The following is a 19781-nucleotide window of genomic DNA, read 5'->3' as shown; positions in this document are numbered from 1 at the left end:
TGCATGCTATTTTCAAAACTCTTTGCCCCAACTCTCAAAGAACCCCCTAAAGATGCCGTGTTAAAAAGCCATAAACACTTAGCTCAAGCAGGATATATTTATCAAGTAGGCAGCGGAATTTATAATTTTTTGCCTTTAGCTAAAAAAGTGCTAGACAAAATAGAAAACATCACGCACAAACGCATGCAAGAGCATGGGGCACAAAATATTTTAATGAGTTTTGTGGTTTTGGCGAGTTTGTGGGAAAAATCAGGCCGTTTGGATAAATACGGCAAGGAATTATTGGTTTTTAAAGACCGAAAGGACAATGATTTTGTTTTAAGCCCCACTTTAGAAGAAAATATCACCGAAATTGTCGCTAATTTCATTAAAAGTTACAAGCAATTGCCCGTCCATCTCTATCAAATCCACACGAAATTCCGTGATGAAATCCGCCCGCGATTCGGGCTAGTGAGAGCGAGGGAATTTATCATGAAAGATGGTTATAGCTTTCATGAAGACGCTGAGAGCTTGGATAAGGAATTTTTAAACACGCAAAACGCTTATAAAGAGATTTTAAGCGATTTGGGTTTGGATTTTCGCATTGTGGAAGCGGATAGCGGGGCGATCGGGGGGAGTAAAAGCAGGGAATTTGTCGTTTTAACAGAATGCGGGGAAGACACGATCGTGGTGTGTAAAAATTGCGATTATGCAGCCAACATTGAAATCGCTAAACGCTCTAAAAGGCCTGAGCCTTTAAATGTCCCAAAAGCGCAATTAGCGAAATTCCCTACCCCTAATACCACCAGCGCACAAAGCGTGGCGGAGTTTTTTAAAACAGAGCCTTATTTTGTCTTAAAAGCGCTTGTCAGGAAAGTGATCCATAAAGATAAAGAAACCCTAGCGTGCTTTTTTGTTAGGGGCGATGATAATTTAGAGGAAGTTAAAGCCCTAAACGCCTTGAACATTATAGGAGCGAACGCTTTAGAATTGAGAGAGGCGAGTCAAAAAGATTTGGATAATGCGGGGTTAATAGCGGGTTTTATAGGGCCTTATGGCTTGAAAAAGCATGTTTCTTACATTGTTTTTGATGAAGATTTAAAAGAGAGTGATTGTTTGATCGCTGGGGCTAATGAAAAGGATTTTCATGCGGTGGGCGTGGATTTAAAAGGGTTTGAAAATCTTGTTTATGCGGATATTGTCCAGGTTAAAGAGAGCGATCATTGCCCTAATTGTCAAGGAGCGTTGAAATACCATAAGAGTTTGGAAGTGGGGCATATTTTCAAACTCGGACAAGGCTATGCTAAAAGCTTGAAAGCGAGTTTCTTGGATAAGAATGGTAAGGAGAGGTTTTTTGAAATGGGGTGCTATGGGATAGGCATTAGCCGGTTGCTCAGCGCGATTTTAGAGCAAAAAAGCGATGATTTAGGCTGTGTGTGGACGAAAAATACCGCTCCCTTTGATGTGGTGATCGTGGTTTCTAACCTGAAAGATGAAGTGCAAAAAAAACTCGCTTTTGAAGTGTATGAAAGGCTGCTCCAAAAGGGCGTTGATGCGCTGTTAGATGACAGAGACGCGCGTTTTGGGGCGAAGATGAGGGATTTTGAATTGATTGGGGAACGATTGGCGCTCATTATTGGGAAACAAACTTTAGAGAGTAAAGAATTTGAATGCATCAAACGCGCTAATTTAGAAAAACAAACGCTTAAAGACACCGAATTAGAAGAAAAAATTTTAGAAATGTTAGCGAGCGAATAAGGGGGAGTGAGTGGGAAATTTAGTGATTGGCTCTAGGGGGAGCGAATTAGCCTTATGGCAAGCGAATCACATTAAAGAACGCCTGAAAAAAGAATGCTTGATAGAAAGCGAGATTCAAATCGTTAAGACTAAGGGCGATAAAATCTTAGACACCCCTTTAAATAAGATTGGCGGTAAGGGGCTATTCACTAAGGAATTAGAAGAATTGCTTTTAAAAGGCGAAATTGATTTGGCGGTGCATTCTTTAAAAGATGTGCCGGTCGTGTTTGAAAAGGGGTTAGACTTGGCATGCATCACTAAAAGGGCTGATGCGAGGGACACTTTTTTGAGCGTGAAATTCCCTGATTTGATGAGCTTGCCTAAAGGAGCCAAGGTTGGCACGACTTCTTTAAGGCGCTCTATGCAGCTCAAATTAAAGCGCCAGGATCTAGACACAGAAAGCTTAAGGGGGAATGTCCAAACCCGTTTGAAAAAGCTTGAATGCGGAGAATTTGATGCTATCATTTTAGCTGAAGCCGGGTTGTGCCGCCTAGAAATTCAAGGAGCGAAATACCGCAAGGCTTTTAGCGTGGAAGAAATGATTCCTAGCATGGGTCAGGGGGCTTTAGGGGTAGAAATGCTCAAAAACCACAAGCATTTTGCCACGCTTCAAAAACTCAATGATGAAGAAAGCGCGTTTTGCTGCCATTTAGAAAGGGAGTTTATCAAGGGGCTTAATGGGGGGTGTCAGATCCCTATAGGCGTGCATGCGAGTTTAATGGGCGATAGGGTTAAAATCCAAGCGGTTTTAGGCTTGCCTAACGGGAAAGAAGCCATTACTAAAGAAAAGCAAGGGGATAAAGCTAAGGCGTTTGATTTAGTGCAAGAGCTTTTAGAAGAATTTTTGCAAAGCGGGGCTAAAGAGATTTTAGAAAAGGCGCAGTTGTTTTAATGCGTTTGTTTATCGCGCTGGTTTTGTTTGGGTGGTGGTTAATTTTAGGCGCTAAAGAAGCGGATTTCATCTCTGATTTGGAATACGGGATGGCTCTTTATAAAAACCCTAGGGGTGTTGTGTGCGCGAAATGCCATGGCATTAAAGGCGAAAAACAAGAAATCACCTTTTATTATGAAAAAGGCGAGAAAAAAATCCTCTACGCCCCTAAAATCAACCATTTAGATTTTAAAACCTTTAAAGACGCCTTGAGTTTAGGCAAAGGCATGATGCCTAAATACAATCTCAATTTAGAAGAAATCCAAGCGATTTACCTTTATATCACCTCTTTAGAGCATAAAGAAGAGCGTAAGGATTCTCCTAAGCCTTAATCAAAGCGCTTGATTTATGTTAAAATGGAGCGTTGCATTTTTTGTTTTGATTGAAGAGGGTTCTAAAAATCAGAATTTATAAAGAAGGTAAAAATGAGTGTCAAATTTTTAAAAATATTAGTTTGTGGGTTATTTTTTTGGAGCTTGAATGCCCATTTATGGGGGAAACAAGACAATAGCTTTTTAGGGATTGGCGAAAAAGCCTATAAAAGCGGGAACTATTCTAAAGCTACATCTTATTTTAAAAAAGCATGCAACGATGGGGTGAGTGAAGGTTGCACGCAATTAGGAATCATTTATGAAAACGGGCAAGGCACTAGAATAGATTATAAAAAAGCCCTAGAATATTACCAAAGCGCATGCCAGGCTGATGATAGGGAAGGGTGTTTTGGTTTAGGGGGGCTTTATGATGAGGGGTTAGGCACGACTCAAAATTATCAAGAGGCCATTGACGCTTATGCTAAGGCGTGCGTTTTAAAACACCCTGAGAGTTGCTACAATTTAGGCATTATTTATGACCGAAAAATCAAAGGCAATGCCGCTCAAGCGGTTACCTACTACCAAAAAAGCTGTAATTTTGATATGGCTAATGGGTGTTATGTTTTGGGCGTGGCTTATGAAAAAGGCTTTTTAGGAGTCAAACAAAGCAACCATAAAGCCGTCATCTATTATTTGAAAGCGTGCCGATTGAATGATGGGCAGGCTTGTCGCGCGTTAGGGAGTTTATTTGAAAATGGCGATGCAGGGCTTGATGAAGATTTTGAAGTGGCGTTTGATTATTTGCAAAAAGCTTGCGGATTAAACAATTCTGATGGTTGCGCGAGTTTGGGCTCTATGTATATGTTAGGCAGGTATGTCAAAAAAGATCCCCAAAATGCTTTTAATTATTTCAAAAAAGCATGCGATATGGGGAGCGCGGTGAGTTGCTCCAGGATGGGATTTATGTATTCCCAAGGGGATGCTGTTCCAAAAGACTTGAGGAAAGCCCTTGATAATTATGAAAGGGGTTGCGATATGGGCGATGAAGTGGGTTGCTTCGCTCTAGCGGGCATGTATTACAACATGAAAGATAAAGAAAACGCCATAATGATTTATGACAAGGGCTGTAAGCTGGGCATGAAACAAGCATGCGAAAACCTCACTAAACTTAGGGGGTATTGAAAATTTAACCAATCCCCTAAATTATCATCGTGTTTGACTCAAAACTTTTCAAAGATTTGGCTCTGTTTTAAGAGCTGAAGCAGAAACCCACCCTATTAATTTTTAATCTTTAGTGTTTTTAGGGATTTGTCTATTTTCAAAAAGAAAACTTTTTGAATGTTTTTTGCGGTTGTTTGGTTGTGTTTGTAGTGTATTTTTATGGTGTAAATTTTTGTTAGGTTAGCTTGAAGTGGGTTTTAGGTTTAAAAGTCCTATAAAAATGTTTTAGCGTGTTTTTGCACTATGGATAGATATGCGTTTGGTTGTGTTTTTCAATAGCTTTAATTTATGGCTTTTGCGTGGTTATTATTATAAGCACGCTACAAATACGAATTACACGATAACAGAGCGGTATGCACGCTATAAAAAGACTTGATAAAAATAACGAAAAATAGTTAAATTTCAAGCGTTCTTTTAAAAATTGTTGTCAGATGAGACAGATAAAAACGCTTTTAGTTTAAAGATAGAGTTTTAGGGGTTTTTTGTGTTGGTTTAGTTATTCTTTATTTTTTTAAAAAATAGGGTTTTTAAAACTCATAAAAGGATAAGGGGTATTTTGAAATCACTCCCCTACAACCCCCTTTTTTAAAATCCCCCTAACCCCCTAAGAGCGCGTTATGAGAAATTATCGCTCGCTTTTCGCAAGCTTTTTTATTTTGGTTGTCAAAACACCCAAAGGTATTTTTTAGATTTCATGACCAATATCCAAAACAGAGCTGATATTTTAATCCTACAAAGACCAATAGATCGCTCCAAAGAACACCACACTCCCTATCAAAACGCTTACAAACATGCGTTTAGTGTCCTTAAAAGCCACCATTAAAAATGCGCTCAAATAAAACAACAATAAAAACACGCAAAAAATCCCCAAAAGCACCTTAAACACAACGCCCACCTTAGCCTTATGCAGCATGATGAGCGCGCCTAAAAAGCCCCTCTCAATGGTTTTGATTTTTGTTTGATCGCCTTTAGTTTCAAGGTTGATTTCATACAAAGGCATGCCAATGACTAACGCTCCTCTATGCTCTCTAGGCTCTATCTTTTTAGGCATAGCGATATGGTTTTCTTTTAGAAAGTCTTTTAAAAAATCCAATCGTTCTTCTTTTTTTAAGGATTTTTCTAAAACCCACTCTTTGATAGTAGCGCCAGTGTCTTGGCGCACCCCAAAGAGCAATGAAAGCCCGCTAACCGCAAAAAGAAGCGCCAAAGGGAAGAAAAAAGTGGTCGCATAGATGTGAAAATAACGCATCATTGCAGTCATTATTGCAACCTGTGGCTCACGAATTTAGAAAAATTATCCAAAATTAACCCCCCTTTTCTAAACCCTAACGCGCAAGATTCATAAGCAAAAAACACATTAGGCTGATAATACAACCCGTTATGCGAATTGAGCTCGTAAAATTCTTGATAAATGGGTTTGTGGTTAGAATAAACGCCATCGGTTTTTAAAAGCGATTGCATGGAAGCTTCAAAGATTTCACTATTCGCCCCTTCCCTACCAAAAGCCACTTTTTTGATTTGCTTTTTATAGGCTAAAGGCTCATAACTCGTTTCTAACAATAAGGGGTGTTTGGGGTATCTGTCCCATAAAAGTTTTAAAAAACGCTTGGATTGGAAAAGGATCGTATAAGCCGGGTTTAAAAAAATCGTGTTTTTATTTTCCATCATGCCTTGCATCAAAAGGGCTAATTCTGGCTCATCAATAGCGATGTTTTCCCATGGGATCAGTTTGAATAAAAACTCATAATTCAAGCCGTTTTTAAACACGCCCTCTTCTACATTAAACTCCACCTCATCAATGTAAGAAAAATCCGTTTCAAACCCCACGCTCTGAGCAGCGTCTTGCAAAAAACGCATGGTGCACTCTTCTTCAATATTCCCCCTAACGCTTGAAAAAAGGATTTTCCACCCCTCATACATTTCCTCAAAACGGCTCGTGTCTTCGCCTAAAGTTACCATGCGTTTAAAATTCTCGCCAAGCGCTTCATAAAGGTTATTGAATTGCTTGTTTTCATCATAGCCATTCGCTTTGAGTAACGCCCATTGAATCACTGCGGTTTCATAAAGCATGGTGGGGGTATCAGCGTTAAATTCCAGTAATTTAATGGGCTTGCCATCAAGCCCCCCGGCTAAATCAAAACGCCCATAAATGTGCCAATGCACTTCTTCTTCAAAACTCTGTTTGATCATAGGAATGAGCGCGTTAGGAACATCCAATTCAAAAAAGCGATCGTTTTTAATGGCCTCTTCAGCCGTCTCTACAAACATATCATAAAGCTCATTACAAGCATCATAATAAGCGTCCGCTTCTTTTTGAGAAACAACCACCATTTCATCAGCGATATAAGATGACATGTCGTCGTTAGTGTGCCAATCTAAGCCGATTTCTTCTAAGGTCTTATTGTCTAAAGGTTTTAAAGGAATCACTTGCATTTTTTAGCCTTGAATAGATTTTATGAGTTAAAGCCCCTTGTCCCAGAGCTTACCGCCGGCGAGCTAGTAGGCCTATTAGAGCCAAAAAACCCGCTCTGTCCCTTACTCGCTGTGCCCATGCTTGAAGTGCTAGGTGCACTTTTAGAAAAGGAATTTTGAGAGCGTTGGTAAGCTTGTGGGGATTTGTAGGTCCGTTGGGCGTTTTGCTGGTAATTAGGGTTATTGAAAAGCTTATTGCCAATATAACTCCCTAAAATCGCCCCCGCCGCGCTCCCTAAAATCGCGCTCCCCAAGCCAAAGCCTGAGCTTTCATTACTCCCTCCCCCATTATTAGGCTGGATAAGCTTGCTCGTGCCGTTATCAATTTTAGCTTCTTCTTCTTTGATGAGCTTTTGAATCTCTTCATTGCTTAATACGCGTTCATTGCCTTGCAAATCGCGTACTATAATGTGGGTTCTTGAGCTGGGGTATTCTTCAACAACCTTGTAAGATTTATCCTTTTGCTCTTCTAAAATCACAAACGCACCTTTTTGAACGCTTTGACTCAAAGAGCTTTGCTCTTTGGGTTTGTCATCGGCATTGCTCTTACACCCCACAATGCTCACCATCACTAACGCGCTCAAACCACCCACGATCGCATGATCAGAAATCTTTCTGTAGGGTTTTTTCATGAGAGTAACCTTATATCATGCCTTATAATGGTATAAGAAAGGCACGCCTTTAATCACGCCAGATTCAAAAATCTTTTTAGTGGTATTTTCCACTTTAGTGCGTAAATCTTCAGGCTCTTTTTGAGCGTTAATATCGTATTGGGTGGAATAAATCTTTTCAAGAATAGAGATTTTATCTTCCACGCTCGCTCCCCTAGCCCTAGCTTTCGCCATTTCTTCTTGGATTAAAGCCGCTTTTTTAGCCGAATTGACTCCAAGCCACCCCACTACAACCATTCTCACGGTGTTTTCTTTTAAGTGATCCCTGAGTTTAGTGAGCTCTTTTTGGCAATGCGGACACATGGGATCAGAGACAATATAAAGGATTTTATCCTTATTTTCAGCGTTAGTAGAGGGCAACTCTATCACATAATCAGCCGGTATTTCATTAAAAATAGCGTTCAATTTCGCGCTATTTTGTTGGGTGGCGTTAAGGGCTTGGATTTTTTGATTGGTTTCTGCGACTAATTGCACATCTTCGCTTTTATTGCTAAAAAAGATATTGCTAAGCCCTATGATTAAATTACCATCCTTACTCACTACAAGCGGGATATTGTATTTAGTGTCCGGATCTTCAATAACGACCATTTTTAAATCCTGGCTGGATTTTAAAGGTTTGACTTCTAAAATACGCACCTTTTTATTGGTCTGTTTTTCAATCACGCTCACTAAATTATCCTGCATCCGTTTGTCATTAGCTGAAACTGAATGTTTAGGGGTTGCCCCTAAGCCTACAAGAAGTAACGCACTCAACACACTCGCTCTTAATATCATTAAAACTCCTAAAGTTCAATAGCCTAAAACCCCTACAATAAAAGGAATAAGCTTTTAATGGGTATAATACCATAAAATCCCCTATTTTCATAAGGCTTAAAAAGGTTTAAAGATGATTATCATTCCTGCTAGATTAAAATCCAGTCGTTTTGAAAATAAAGTGCTAGAAGATATTTTTGGCTTGCCTATGGTAGTCCGTTGCGCTAAAAATGCGAATCTAGTAGATGAATGCGTAGTCGCTTGCGATGATGAAAGCATCATGCAAACATGCCAAAAATTCCACATTAAAGCGGTGCTAACCTCCAAACACCATAATAGCGGCACGGAACGCTGTTTGGAAGCGGCGCAAATTTTAGGGTTAAAAAACGATGAAAGGGTTTTAAACTTGCAAGGCGATGAGCCTTTTTTAGAAAAAGAAGTCATTTTAGCCTTATTAGAAGCCACCCAAAACGCCCCTTTCATGACGACTTGCGCTAAAGTCATTGATGAAGAGCAGGCCAAAAGCCCCAATTTAGTCAAGGTGGTTTTAGATCATCAAAATAACGCCTTGTATTTTTCGCGCTCCCTTATCCCCTTTTTACGAGATTTTGATGCGAAACGCCAAACCCCCCTTTTAGGGCATATCGGTATTTATGGCTTCCACAATAAAGAAATATTAGAAGAATTATGCGCTTTAAAACCTTGCGTTTTAGAGGAAATAGAAAAATTAGAGCAATTAAGGGCTTTGTATTACCAAAAAAAGATTGCAGTGAAAATCGTTCAAAGTGAGAGCGTGGGCATTGACACCAAAGAAGATTTGCAAAACGCTTTGAAAATTTTTAGCCCCAATCTCCTTTGAGCGCTAAAATTCACTCAAAACATTTTTCACCATCAAAAACCTCTTTTTAAATCCAAAAAAAAAGCAAAATTTCTTAATTTTTGCTCAATTTTATTAAAAATTCAATAAATTTATGGCATAATTTAAACGCATTGTAAATAAAGTTTCAATTTGATACGATTTTGCAAATAAAACATTACTTTAAGGAACATTTTATGAAAAAAACGATTTTACTTCCTCTTATGGCGTCATCGCTCCTTGCTGAAAATGACGGCGTTTTTATGAGCGTGGGCTATCAAATCGGCGAAGCCGCACAAATGGTGAAAAACACCGGCGAAATCCAAAAAGTCTCCAACGCTTATGAAAATTTGAACAATCTTTTAACCCGCTATAACGAACTCAAACAAACGGCCTCTAACACCGATTCAAGCACCGCTCAAGCGATTGACAATCTAAAAGAGAGCGCTAACAGATTAAAAACGACCCCTAATAGCGCCAATCAAGCCGTGTCTTCAGCGCTCAGCTCTGCGGTGGGCATGTGGCAAGTGGTAGCCTCTAATTTAGCCAATGGCACGCTACCCACTGATAAATACAACCAAATCAATGCGATTTCTCAATTGCTCCAAAATACCCTAGAAAATAAAAACAATAATCTCACCATTGCAAATGACTATGACCAGCTTTTAACTCAAGCCAACACCATTATTAGCACCCTTCAAAGCCAATGCCCAGGAATAGATGGGGGCAATGGCAAACCATGGGGCATTAATGCAAATGGGAACGCATGCAATATTTTTGGCAACACCTTTAACGCCATAAACAGCATGATTGATAGCGCCAAAAAAGCCGCTGCAGAAGCCCGAAGAACTAGCCCAGAAAGTCCAAACCAACCAAGCGCGTTTACCAACGCTGATTTCAATAAAAACCTTAATGAAGTATCAAGCGTTATTAATGACACGATCTCTTACCTCAAAGGGGACAATTTAGCAACCATCTATAACACCCTTCAAAAAACGCCCGGTTCTAAAGGGTTTCACAGTTTGGTGAGCCGATCTAGCTATAGTTATTCTCTCAACGAAACCCAATATTCTCAATTCCAAACCACCACCAAAGAGTTTGGCCATAACCCTTTTAGAAGCGTGGGATTAATTAATTCTCAAAGCAATAACGGGGCGATGAATGGCGTGGGCGTGCAACTAGGCTATAAGCAATTCTTTGGTAAAAATAAATTTTTTGGGATCCGGTATTATGCCTTTTTTGATTACAACCATGCCTATATCAAATCCAACTTTTTCAACTCCGCTTCCAATGTTTTCACCTATGGTGCGGGCAGTGATCTTTTATTGAATTTCATCAATGGCGGATCCGATAAAAACCGCAAAGTCTCTTTTGGTATTTTTGGGGGCATCGCTCTAGCCGGCACGACATGGCTCAATTCCCAATTGGTGAATTTAAAAACCACCACTAGCATCTACAACGCTAAAATCAACAACACCAATTTCCAATTCTTATTCAATACCGGTTTAAGGCTTCAAGGGATTCACCATGGCGTTGAATTAGGCGTGAAAATCCCCACCATCAACACGAATTACTATTCTTTCATGGGCGCTAAATTAGCCTATAGAAGACTTTATAGCGTGTATTTCAATTATGTTTTGGCTTATTGATATTGAATCGGTTCTCATTATTAATGAGGACAAAGCCAATTTTTTGGCTCTCAATAAATAACGGCATCATTTTACTTGACTTTTTACAAAAAACACACTAAAATTTCTTTTTGAGCGAAATTCCAGATTAGCTCAGCGGTAGAGTAGGCGGCTGTTAACCGCTTGGTCGTAGGTTCGAATCCTACATCTGGAGCCATACTTTTAACTACCTAACTTTTTATAGCAAAACTTCATGCAATCCCTTTAGATTTGATCCATAACGCATTGACTAAAACCCCCACCACAACCCCTATCGCTAAATTATGCGTGTATAAAACCACTGCCACGACTAAGAGCATGTTTAGCGTGTCATAGGGCTTGATTTTTTTAATGTTAATAATGGATTGGAAATTAAAAGTGGTGAAAGAAATCATCACCATCACCGCCACAACCGCCACAATGGGGATTTTAACCACATATTCATTAAACACTAATATTAGCACCATTAAAGAAAAGCCGGCAAAAAAAGTAGAAAGCCTTGTTTTGGCCCCGGATTTTGCGTTAATGATAGACTGCCCCACTAAAGCGCACCCTGTCATTCCCCCTAAAAGCCCTGAGATGATATTCCCCAAGCCTTGCGCTTTAGTTTCTTTATTTTTATCGCTCACGCCGTCTTTTAAAATAACGTCTAAAGTTTTAGCGGTCAATAAGCTTTCTATCGTGCCAACTAGCGCTAAAGAAAGAGCGTAAGGCAACAATCCTACCAAAATTTTAAAATCCAAATTTTTTGGGATAATGATGAAATGAAAGCCTGAAACCCCTTGCTCAATGCTCCCCAAATTCGGCGCATGCATATCAAAAATTAAAGCGATCGCACTGATTGCAAGGATACAGATTAAATTAGAGGGGATTTTTTTAGTGATTAAAGGGAATAAATAAATAATCAATATCCCAATAGCGAGTAAGATAAACACCCCCAAATTTTGGTTTTGAAGGAATTTGAATTGCTCTGTTAAAAGCAAAATGCCTAGCGCGTTCACAAAGCCATACATCACTGATTGAGGGATAAATTTTAAAAGATTCCCTATTTTCAAATAGCCTAAAAGAATTTGCAACACCCCTGCCATAAGAGTCGCCACGCCCGCGTATTCAAGCCCATAGTTTTTAACCACGCCCACCAAAATGAGTGCCACTGAGCCGGCTGCTGCGCTAATCATCGCCTTTCTAGCCCCAAAAAGAGACAAAACAAAAGCCATGTAAAAGGTCGTATAAAACGCCACGCCCACATCTAAACCCACCATGATCGCAAAACCGGCCGTCTCTGGGATCACAGAAAGCCCCACCACAAAACCAGACAACAAATCTTTTTGAATGTTGCTCAGCCATTCTTTTTGTATCTTTTCAAACATGCCTTTCTTTCTCATTAGAATGGCTTGATTGTAACCAAAGATTTAAAAACCAATTTCAAACCGGATAAAATTCCTTTTCTTAAATCAAGATATATGATATTTTATTGTAAAAAATACTTAAAATTGTTTTTTTTTTTTTTTTCAAAATATAAATTTTAAGCTAAGAATAAGCATTGTGTGGTAAATGTGTGGTAAAATGGCAAAATTTCATAAACATGACTATCATATCATGGGAATGTGAAGAAAAATCTAATCTAATAAAAGGAGAAAACATGAAAATCAAAAAATCCCTCTTACTCTCTCTTTCTCTCATGGCTTCATTATCAAGGGCTGAAGATGACGGATTTTACATGAGCGTGGGCTATCAAATCGGTGAAGCGGTTCAAAAAGTGAAAAACACAGGAGCGTTGCAAAATCTTGCGGACAGATACGATAACTTAAACAACCTTTTAAACCAATACAATTACTTAAATTCCTTAGTCAATCAAGCCAGCACGCCCAGTGCTATCACAAGCGCGATTGACAATTTAAGCTCAAGCGCAATCAACCTCACTAGCGCTACCACCACTTCCCCAGCCTATCAAGCCGTGGCTTTAGTGCTCAATGCCGCCGTGGGCATGTGGCAAGTCATAGCCTTTGGTATCAGTTGCGGCCCTGGTCCCAATCTTGGCACAGAACATTTAGAAAATGGAGGCGTTCGATCGTTTAGTAACACGCCCAACTACAGCTACAACACCGGTAGCGGAACAACCACCACCACTTGCAATGGAGCTAGTAATGTAGGGCCAAATGGTATCCTATCTAGCAGTGAATACCAAGTTCTCAATACCGCTTATCAAACTATCCAAACCGCTTTAAACCAAAACCAAGGAGGCGGGATGCCTGCCTTGAACAGCTCTAAAAATATGGTAGTCAGTATCAATCAAACTTTCACAAAAAACCCCACCACAGAATACACTTACCCCGATGGGAATGGCAATTATTATTCAGGCGGATCATCAATCCCAATCCAGCTAAAGATTAGCAGCGTCAATGACGCTGAAAACCTTTTGCAACAAGCCGCTACTATCATCAATGTCCTTACCACCCAAAACCCGCATGTGAATGGTGGCGGTGGGGCATGGGGGTTTGGCGGTAAGACCGGTAGTGTGACGGATATTTTTGGCGAGAGTTTTAACGCGATTAACGAGATGATTAAAAACGCTCAAGCCGTTTTAGAAAAAACTAAACAGCTTAACGCTAATGAAAATGCCCAAATCACGCAACCAAACAATTTCAACCCCTACACTTCTGAAGACAAAGGGTTTGCCAAAGAAATGCTCAACAGAGCGAACACTCAAGCAGAGATTTTAAATTTAGCTAAGCAAGTTGCGGACAATTTCCACAGCATTCAAGGGCCTATCCAACAAGATCTAGAAGAGTGCACAGCAGGATCAGCTGGCGTGATTAACGACAACACTTATGGTTCAGGTTGCGCGTTTGTGAAAGAAACTCTCAATTCTTTAGAGCAACACACCGCTTATTATGGCAATCAGGTCAATCAAGAGAAAGCTTTGGCTCAAACCATTTTGGATTTTAAAGGAGCCCTTAACACTTTAGGAAGCGACCAAAAAGCGATCAATAGCGCTATCTCTGGCTTGCCTAACGCTAAATCTCTTCAAAACATGACGCATTCCACTCAAAACCCTAATTCCCCAGAAGGTCTGCTCACTTATTCTTTGGATACCAACAAATACAACCAGCTCCAAGCCACCACGCAAGAATTAGGCAAAAACCCTTTCAGGCGCTTTGGCATGATTAGCTCTCAAACCAATAACGGCGCGATGAATGGGATCGGCGTGCAAGTGGGCTATAAACAATTCTTTGGCAAAAAAAGAAGGTGCGGGTTAAGGTATTACGGCTTTTTTGATTATAACCATGCGTTCATCAAATCCAATTTTTTCAACTCCGCTTCTGATGTTTGGACTTATGGGGTGGGTATGGATGCGCTTTATAACTTCATCAACGATAAAAACACCAACTTTTTAGGCAAGAATAACAAGCTCTCCGTGGGGCTTTTTGGAGGCTTTGCATTAGCTGGGACTTCATGGCTTAATTCTGAATTTGTGAATTTGAACATGGTGGGTAATATCTATAGCGCTAAAGTGAATGTGGCTAATTTCCAATTTTTATTCAATTTAGGCTTGAGAATGAACCTCGCTAGGGCTAAGAAAAAAGACAGCGATCATGCCGCTCAGCATGGCGTGGAATTGGGCGTGAAAATCCCTACGATCAACACCAACTATTATTCTTTCATGGGCGCTAAACTCAAATACAGAAGGCTCTATAGCGTGTATTTGAATTATGTGTTTGCTTATTAAAACCCTCTTTTAAAACCCTCTTTAAAAGGGGGCTTGTTTGAAACGCTTAAGGGCATTTTTAAAATTAAGTGCTTTATAGAGAGCTTATTTCTTGCAATCGCTCTTAAACTATAAAACTAAAGTAATCAAAACCCTATTTTTGTAATCATTAAAGAAAGATTTTTTAAAGATTATCACTCTTTTTTGATAAAGTAATAATTTAGAATTTAGGGAGTTTTTATGGAAGAATCAACAGCGTTTATTTTGGCTCTTGTGGGGCTATTCACCGGCATTACCGCCGGGTTTTTTGGGATTGGCGGGGGGGAGATTGTCGTCCCTAGCGCGATTTTTGCGCATTTTAGCTATAGCCATGCGGTGGGTATTTCGCTCATGCAAATGCTTTTTTCTTCAGTGGTCGGCTCTATCATCAATTACAAAAAGGGCTTATTGGATTTGAAAGAAGGCTCATTTGCCGCGTTTGGAGGGCTAATGGGGGCGATTTTAGGGAGCTTTATTTTAAAAATCATTGACGATAAGATTTTAATGGCGGTGTTTGTGGTGGTGGTGTGCTACACCTTTATCAAATACGCTTTTTCTAACAACAAGAAACCAGAACATTTTGAAGAAATGCATTTTGATTTGCATGCGAATAACAAAACGCCAGAAAAAAAGCGCCCGCTCCCTTTTGTGTCTATGGACAGAACGCATGGGGTTTTGATGCTCGCCGGTTTTGTTACCGGCATTTTTTCTATCCCGTTAGGCATGGGTGGGGGGATTTTAATGGTGCCGTTTTTGGGCTATTTTTTAAAATACGATTCTAAAAAAATCGTGCCTTTGGGGCTGTTTTTTGTGGTGTTCGCTTCTTTATCCGGGGTCATCTCTCTTTATAATGGGAGAGTTCTTGATGATATAAGCGTTCAAGCGGGGGTGATTACCGGTATTGGAGCGTTTTTAGGGGTGGGTATTGGCATTAAGCTTATTGCTTTGGCTAATGAAAAGGTGCATAAAATCCTGTTGCTCCTCATTTATGCTTTAAGCATTTTAGCGACTTTACACAAGCTCATCATGGGGTAAAAATCTAAAAACGCTTCAAGGGCATTTTTAAAAATCAAACAGCAAAAGAGCTTGATTTAATCAAAGGATAGCTTTTTAAAAAAGCTTTAATTATCCCTATTTAATGAAAACAAAAAAATACATTTTTTAAATCATTTCTTTTAAGGAATAAAAACCATTTTATAGGGGTTGTTTTTTTGAGAATAAGAATAGTTAAAAAACAATCAGTGGGCGGTTTTTAGCGTTTTTATAAGACAACCCAAACGCTTAAACCCCCTATTTTAACCCCCCTTAGGGGGCTTAGTCATTACCCCTTAATGCGACTTTTTATCTTGGATGTATTTTTTCAATTCACCCTTTTTGATATAAGGGATAAACTCGCCATAACCCTCTTTTTCCATGTCTTTTAAGGGGATAAACCTTAAAGCCGCGCTATTGATACAATACCTTAAGCCCCCTAATTCTTTGGGCCCATCGTTAAACACATGCCCTAAATGCGCCTTACCAATACGGCTTAATACTTCAATGCGTTTCCTATTAAGGCTCTCATCGTCTTCGTATTTCACCACATCTTTATTGATGGGCTTAGAAAAGCTTGGCCACCCGCAACCGGAGTCGTATTTATCCGCTGAAGAAAATAACGGCTCGCCTGTGGTAATATCCACATAAATGCCCTCTTCTTCTTTGTTGTAATACTCGTTTTCAAAGGGTTTCTCAGTGTGTTTGTTTTGCGTCACTTCATACTGGAGTTTGGTGAGTTTTTTCTTTAAAACTTCATCGCTGGGTTTGGTGTATTTATCGCTATCTACAATCACTTCATCCGCCTTTTTCAAATCAATATGGCAATAACCACCGGGGTGTTTTTTCAAATAATCTTGGTGGTATTCTTCAGCTCTCACATAATTTTTTAAAGGCTCTACTTCAATAGCGATTTTGCCTTTCACTTCTTTTTGCAACGCTTTTAAGGCGTTGTCTATCACTTCTTTATCCGCGCTATTGACATAATAAATCCCTGTGCGATACTGCCTGCCCACATCATTACCCTGCTTGTTCACGCTCACCGGATCAATCACTTTAAAATAATAGCGCAGCAACTTGTCTAAACTGATTTTTTTAGGATCATAAACGACTTTCACGCTTTCAGCATGATCGCTTTCATGCAATTTTTCATAATTCGTGCTTGAAGTCTTGCCGTTAGCGTAGCCAGAGCTTGCGTCTATAACGCCATAAATCCTCTCCATATACGCCTCTAGCCCCCAAAAACACCCCCCAGCCAGATAAATCACTCTTTCATCGGTTTTGGGAAGTTTAGATCCCATGTTTTCATTCGCTTGCATGATTGCTCCTATCGCTAGAAAAAGATAAAAATTTTTCAAATAAGATAATACTTTCATTGAATAACCTTTGTTTTAATTTTAATAGTGTCCGCCATTATAACTAAAAAAAATGGTAATTGTTCTTTAAATTGAGTTTAAATTTCAATAAGGCTCTGTTCTATTAGGTAACAAAAGCTCCAATCACATCCATTCAACAATCTTGCCCACCGCATTGGCTTCATAGCATTTGATCGAGGTTTTTTGGCTGGGTTTTTTAGGCAAAATGGCTTTTAAAAAGCCGTAATTTTCCATTTCTTTTAATCTAGCGTTCAAATTGGGGGCTTCTAAAATCCTGCCATTCAAACTCACTTCGCCCAAAAACGCCGTTTTATTGTCAATTTTTCTGTTTTTAAAGCTTGAAAGGATACTGGCAATGACCGCTAAATCGCAAGCCGGCTCGCTAATCTTAATCCCTCCGCTCACATTGATGAACACATCATGACGGTTTAAGGGGATTTCTAGCTTTTTTTCTAATAAAGCGATGAGCATGTTAAGGCGGTTGGTGTCAAACCCGTTTGCTAATCGTTTGGGCGCTCCGAAACTGCACTCGCTCACCAACGCCTGGATTTCTAAAATCAACGCCCTTGAGCCTTCTAAAGTGATGGTGATCGCACTCCCCTCCATAGGCTCTTCTTTGGAAAAAAACAAGCTTGAAGCTTCTTTAGCGCTCACCAAACCCTGCTCTTTCATCTCAAACAAGCCGATTTCACTCGTAGGGCCAAAGCGGTTTTTAAAACTCCTTAAAATCCTTAATTCCCTACTGGGATCGCCCTCAAAATACAGCACGCTATCCACCATATGCTCTAGCACTCTAGGCCCTGCGATGCTCCCTTCTTTAGTGATATGACCGATGATAAAAATAGCAATATCTCTTGTTTTGGCCAAACGCATGAGCTCAAAAGTGATCTCTCGCACTTGCGAAATAGAGCCGGGCGCTGAAGAAATCTCTGGCGAATAAAGCGTTTGGATGGAATCAATCACGCAAGCAAAATAATTTTCGCTTTCTATATTAGCCTTAATCACAGGCCAATTGATTTCATTGAGCAGATACAATTCTTTTTCTATGCAATCCAATCTAATGGCGCGCATTTTAATCTGGCTCAAGCTCTCTTCCCCGCTCACATACAAAACCTTTTGCTGGTTTTTGGCTAAGCCAGAAGCCACTTTTAAAAGCAGAGTGGATTTGCCTACCCCAGGACTCCCCCCCACTAAATACAACCCCCCTTTAGCGATCCCCCCACCTAAGACAATATCCAATTCGCTTTGAGTAGAAGAAAACTTCACCACTTCTTCATGCTCAATTGCAGCGATAGAAACGCTTTTTTGCACTTTTGGGATCGGATTTTTAAGCGTGTTTAAAACTTCCTTTTGGGCTTTGTTCAATTCTATAAAACTCTCCCATGCGTTGCATTGAATGCACTTGCCCAGCCACTTAGGGCTTGTAAAACCGCAATGCTGACACTCAAATAAAGAAGTTTTTTTAGCCAAAATACCACTCTTTTTTAAAATCACACAGCTAAAAACTAGATAAAAACGGGGTTTTGGTTTTGTTCTGTAGCAAAACTCGTAAAGCTAAACTAAAACCAAGTTAAAAAGTTATCAAGCACCATTTTGTTCTATTTTTCTTAAAGCCTTCAAAATATAGCGTTTGATATAAGATCCCACGCTTTCTTCTTCTTCGTTAGCCATTTTCTCTAGTTTTTGGTATTGCTCATCAGAAAAATACAAGCTCACAGCGCGAGTTTTTTTATTAGCGTCTGCTTTTGGTTTGCGTCCTAGTTTATTTTTAGTTCCCCTTAAATGAGTTTCATCTGTGTTTTCTGTCGTTTTCATCAAGTTCCTTCAATCATCATCGCAAATCGCTTCAAAATAGCATGTTAGCATAAAAGTAGCGTATAATGAATAATGCCGCAAGCACTAATCATTCCTCATTCTTGAGTTAATTAGCGCTTCGCTCAAAAAAGGCTTTCACCCCCTAAAAAGAACAAATCAAATCGGTAACACCCTAATACTGCGATCCAATAATTCCTGCAAGGCGTTTTCAATGGCAAATAAAGTCCCGGTAGTCGCGCTCATGCACCCATCGCATGCCCCCATGTAGCGGATATACACATCAATGTAATCATCGCTTTCTTTAATGTCTAAAATCTCTAAATCCCCTCCGTCCATCATAAGCATAGCGCGGATATTTTCATCAATGACTTTATCCACCGCTTTAATCTTTTGAACCATAGTCATTTCCCTGAAAGCCAATTCCCCACTTTGGGATTTATTCGCAGCGGCTTTAAGTTTTTCAGCTTCCATTTCTTCGCGCACTTCTTTAAGAATATCCACCAGGTAATAATCCCTTTTTTCATGCCCTCCAGGCCTCACACAGCTTTTACAGAAAGCACCGGCTTTGGTGTAGTTAGTGATTTCTTCAACGCTTTTTAAATCATTGAGCTTAATCACTTCTTTAATCGTGCCTAAACTCACCCTAGCGCACTCGCACACGATGATTTCTTCTTCAAAATCTTCAGCGTTTTTCCCCAAATACATGCCGGCAGCTTTTTTGATCACATCATACGCCATCACTGAGCAGTGCATTTTTTGCCCAGGGACAGCCGGCGTGTCCGGATCGTCTCTCAAGCCTCTTTCCACATCTAAATTCGTGATTTTTACCGCATCTTGGACTCTTTTATTCAAACACAACTCTACCATCATGTCTGAGCTTGCGATCGCTGTCCCGCAACCAAAGCTTTTAAACTTCGCGTCAACAATCGTATCCGTGCTTTCATCTACAAGCCAATACAACCTCACCGCATCACCGCATGCTTCTGCACCATAATCCGCCACAATGAGCTTAGCGTTTTTGGCTTTAGCCTGCTCTTCGGTGATGACCCCTAAATGCGTAGGGTTGTCCATGCGTCTTTGAACTTCTTTAGAATACGCGTCCCAGAGAACCGAACCCACTAAATCATGTTTTGCCATTTTGATTCCTTTATA

At 39.9% G+C, this 19781-nt stretch carries 18 protein-coding genes and 1 tRNA gene; 10 read left to right on the top strand and 9 right to left on the bottom strand.

The window, feature by feature from the left end; translation table 11 throughout:
• Positions 1 to 3 precede the first annotated feature (3 nt).
• From proS to HPOKI112_RS08540, 5 genes are all read left to right on the top strand, one after another.
• Complete coding sequence (gene proS / locus HPOKI112_RS01410; protein ID WP_025309622.1) at positions 4 to 1737, top strand: proline--tRNA ligase; 1734 nt, start codon at positions 4 to 6, stop codon at positions 1735 to 1737.
• Positions 1738 to 1747: 10 nt separating this feature from the next.
• A complete protein-coding gene (hemC, locus tag HPOKI112_RS01405) occupies positions 1748 to 2668 on the top strand; it encodes a hydroxymethylbilane synthase (RefSeq protein ID WP_025309621.1) in 921 nt (306 codons plus the stop codon).
• Positions 2668 to 3039, top strand: a complete 372-nt coding sequence (locus HPOKI112_RS01400; RefSeq protein WP_025309620.1) for a c-type cytochrome — start codon at positions 2668 to 2670, stop codon at positions 3037 to 3039. The genes hemC and HPOKI112_RS01400 overlap by 1 nt, the downstream gene beginning before the upstream one ends.
• 93 nt (positions 3040 to 3132) lie before the next feature.
• Positions 3133 to 4200 carry a Sel1-like repeat protein HcpE gene (gene hcpE, locus HPOKI112_RS01395; RefSeq protein ID WP_025309619.1) on the top strand — a complete coding sequence of 356 codons (1068 nt, stop codon included), beginning with the start codon at positions 3133 to 3135 and terminating at the stop codon, positions 4198 to 4200.
• 292 nt (positions 4201 to 4492) lie between these two features.
• Entirely contained in the window at positions 4493 to 4615 is a 123-nt protein-coding gene (locus tag HPOKI112_RS08540; RefSeq protein WP_268744240.1) for a hypothetical protein, read from the top strand.
• Between the two features lie 354 nt (positions 4616 to 4969).
• Here the strand turns inward: HPOKI112_RS08540 and HPOKI112_RS01390 are convergent, their stop codons facing one another.
• Genes HPOKI112_RS01390 through dsbK form a run of 4 tightly spaced genes read right to left on the bottom strand, consistent with a single transcriptional unit; the run spans position 4970 to position 8156 of the window.
• Complete coding sequence (locus HPOKI112_RS01390; protein WP_025309618.1) at positions 4970 to 5500, bottom strand: PepSY-associated TM helix domain-containing protein; 531 nt, start codon at positions 5498 to 5500, stop codon at positions 4970 to 4972.
• Complete coding sequence (locus HPOKI112_RS01385) at positions 5500 to 6672, bottom strand: glutathionylspermidine synthase family protein (protein ID WP_025309617.1); 1173 nt, start codon at positions 6670 to 6672, stop codon at positions 5500 to 5502. The genes HPOKI112_RS01390 and HPOKI112_RS01385 overlap by 1 nt, the downstream gene beginning before the upstream one ends.
• A gap of 20 nt (positions 6673 to 6692) precedes the next feature.
• Positions 6693 to 7343 (bottom strand): UPF0323 family lipoprotein, encoded by a 651-nt coding sequence (locus tag HPOKI112_RS01380; protein WP_025309616.1) that lies wholly within the window; start codon positions 7341 to 7343, stop codon positions 6693 to 6695.
• A 15-nt stretch (positions 7344 to 7358) separates the two neighbouring features.
• A complete protein-coding gene (gene dsbK / locus HPOKI112_RS01375; RefSeq protein WP_025309615.1) occupies positions 7359 to 8156 on the bottom strand; it encodes a protein disulfide-isomerase DsbK in 798 nt (265 codons plus the stop codon).
• Positions 8157 to 8268: 112 nt separating this feature from the next.
• Here dsbK and kdsB point away from each other — a divergent pair, with 112 nt between their 5' ends.
• The 3 genes from kdsB (at position 8269) to HPOKI112_RS01360 (ending at position 10836) form a co-directional block, all read left to right on the top strand.
• A complete protein-coding gene (kdsB, locus tag HPOKI112_RS01370) occupies positions 8269 to 8994 on the top strand; it encodes a 3-deoxy-manno-octulosonate cytidylyltransferase (protein WP_025275615.1) in 726 nt (241 codons plus the stop codon).
• Between the two features lie 194 nt (positions 8995 to 9188).
• On the top strand, positions 9189 to 10640 hold the full coding sequence (hopA, locus tag HPOKI112_RS01365) for a porin HopA (protein ID WP_025275614.1): 1452 nt from the start codon (positions 9189 to 9191) through the stop codon (positions 10638 to 10640).
• Positions 10641 to 10761: 121 nt separating this feature from the next.
• Positions 10762 to 10836 (top strand) — tRNA-Asn (locus HPOKI112_RS01360).
• Positions 10837 to 10870: 34 nt separating this feature from the next.
• Here HPOKI112_RS01360 and HPOKI112_RS01355 read toward each other — a convergent pair.
• The gene (locus HPOKI112_RS01355; RefSeq protein ID WP_025309614.1) at positions 10871 to 12028 is read right to left on the bottom strand and encodes a SulP family inorganic anion transporter; all 1158 of its coding nucleotides are present in this window, start codon (positions 12026 to 12028) and stop codon (positions 10871 to 10873) included.
• Between the two features lie 272 nt (positions 12029 to 12300).
• Between HPOKI112_RS01355 and sabA the strand changes: the two genes are divergently transcribed.
• A complete protein-coding gene (gene sabA / locus HPOKI112_RS01350; RefSeq protein WP_025309613.1) occupies positions 12301 to 14388 on the top strand; it encodes a Hop family adhesin SabA/HopD in 2088 nt (695 codons plus the stop codon).
• 252 nt (positions 14389 to 14640) lie between these two features.
• Complete coding sequence (locus HPOKI112_RS01345; RefSeq protein WP_327062196.1) at positions 14641 to 15441, top strand: sulfite exporter TauE/SafE family protein; 801 nt, start codon at positions 14641 to 14643, stop codon at positions 15439 to 15441.
• Between the two features lie 293 nt (positions 15442 to 15734).
• On the opposite strand, the gene msrB is transcribed toward HPOKI112_RS01345, so the two are convergent.
• The 4 genes from msrB to HPOKI112_RS01325 form a co-directional block, all read right to left on the bottom strand.
• On the bottom strand, positions 15735 to 16814 hold the full coding sequence (gene msrB / locus HPOKI112_RS01340; protein WP_025275610.1) for a peptide-methionine (R)-S-oxide reductase MsrB: 1080 nt from the start codon (positions 16812 to 16814) through the stop codon (positions 15735 to 15737).
• Positions 16815 to 16937: 123 nt separating this feature from the next.
• Positions 16938 to 18284, bottom strand: coding sequence for a DNA repair protein RadA (gene radA, locus HPOKI112_RS01335; protein ID WP_025309611.1), 1347 nt, complete (start codon positions 18282 to 18284; stop codon positions 16938 to 16940).
• Positions 18285 to 18395: 111 nt separating this feature from the next.
• A complete protein-coding gene (locus HPOKI112_RS01330) occupies positions 18396 to 18629 on the bottom strand; it encodes a ribbon-helix-helix domain-containing protein (RefSeq protein WP_000858680.1) in 234 nt (77 codons plus the stop codon).
• Between the two features lie 156 nt (positions 18630 to 18785).
• On the bottom strand, positions 18786 to 19766 hold the full coding sequence (locus tag HPOKI112_RS01325) for an iron-sulfur cluster assembly scaffold protein NifU (RefSeq protein WP_001052009.1): 981 nt from the start codon (positions 19764 to 19766) through the stop codon (positions 18786 to 18788).
• Positions 19767 to 19781: the final 15 nt, after the last annotated feature.

Origin of the sequence: Helicobacter pylori oki112 (genome assembly GCF_000600085.1) — a bacterium.
Taxonomy (GTDB): domain Bacteria; phylum Campylobacterota; class Campylobacteria; order Campylobacterales; family Helicobacteraceae; genus Helicobacter; species Helicobacter pylori_CY.
Note: the sequence above shows the minus strand (reverse complement) of the source record. Positions and strands in the feature narration are given on the sequence as shown.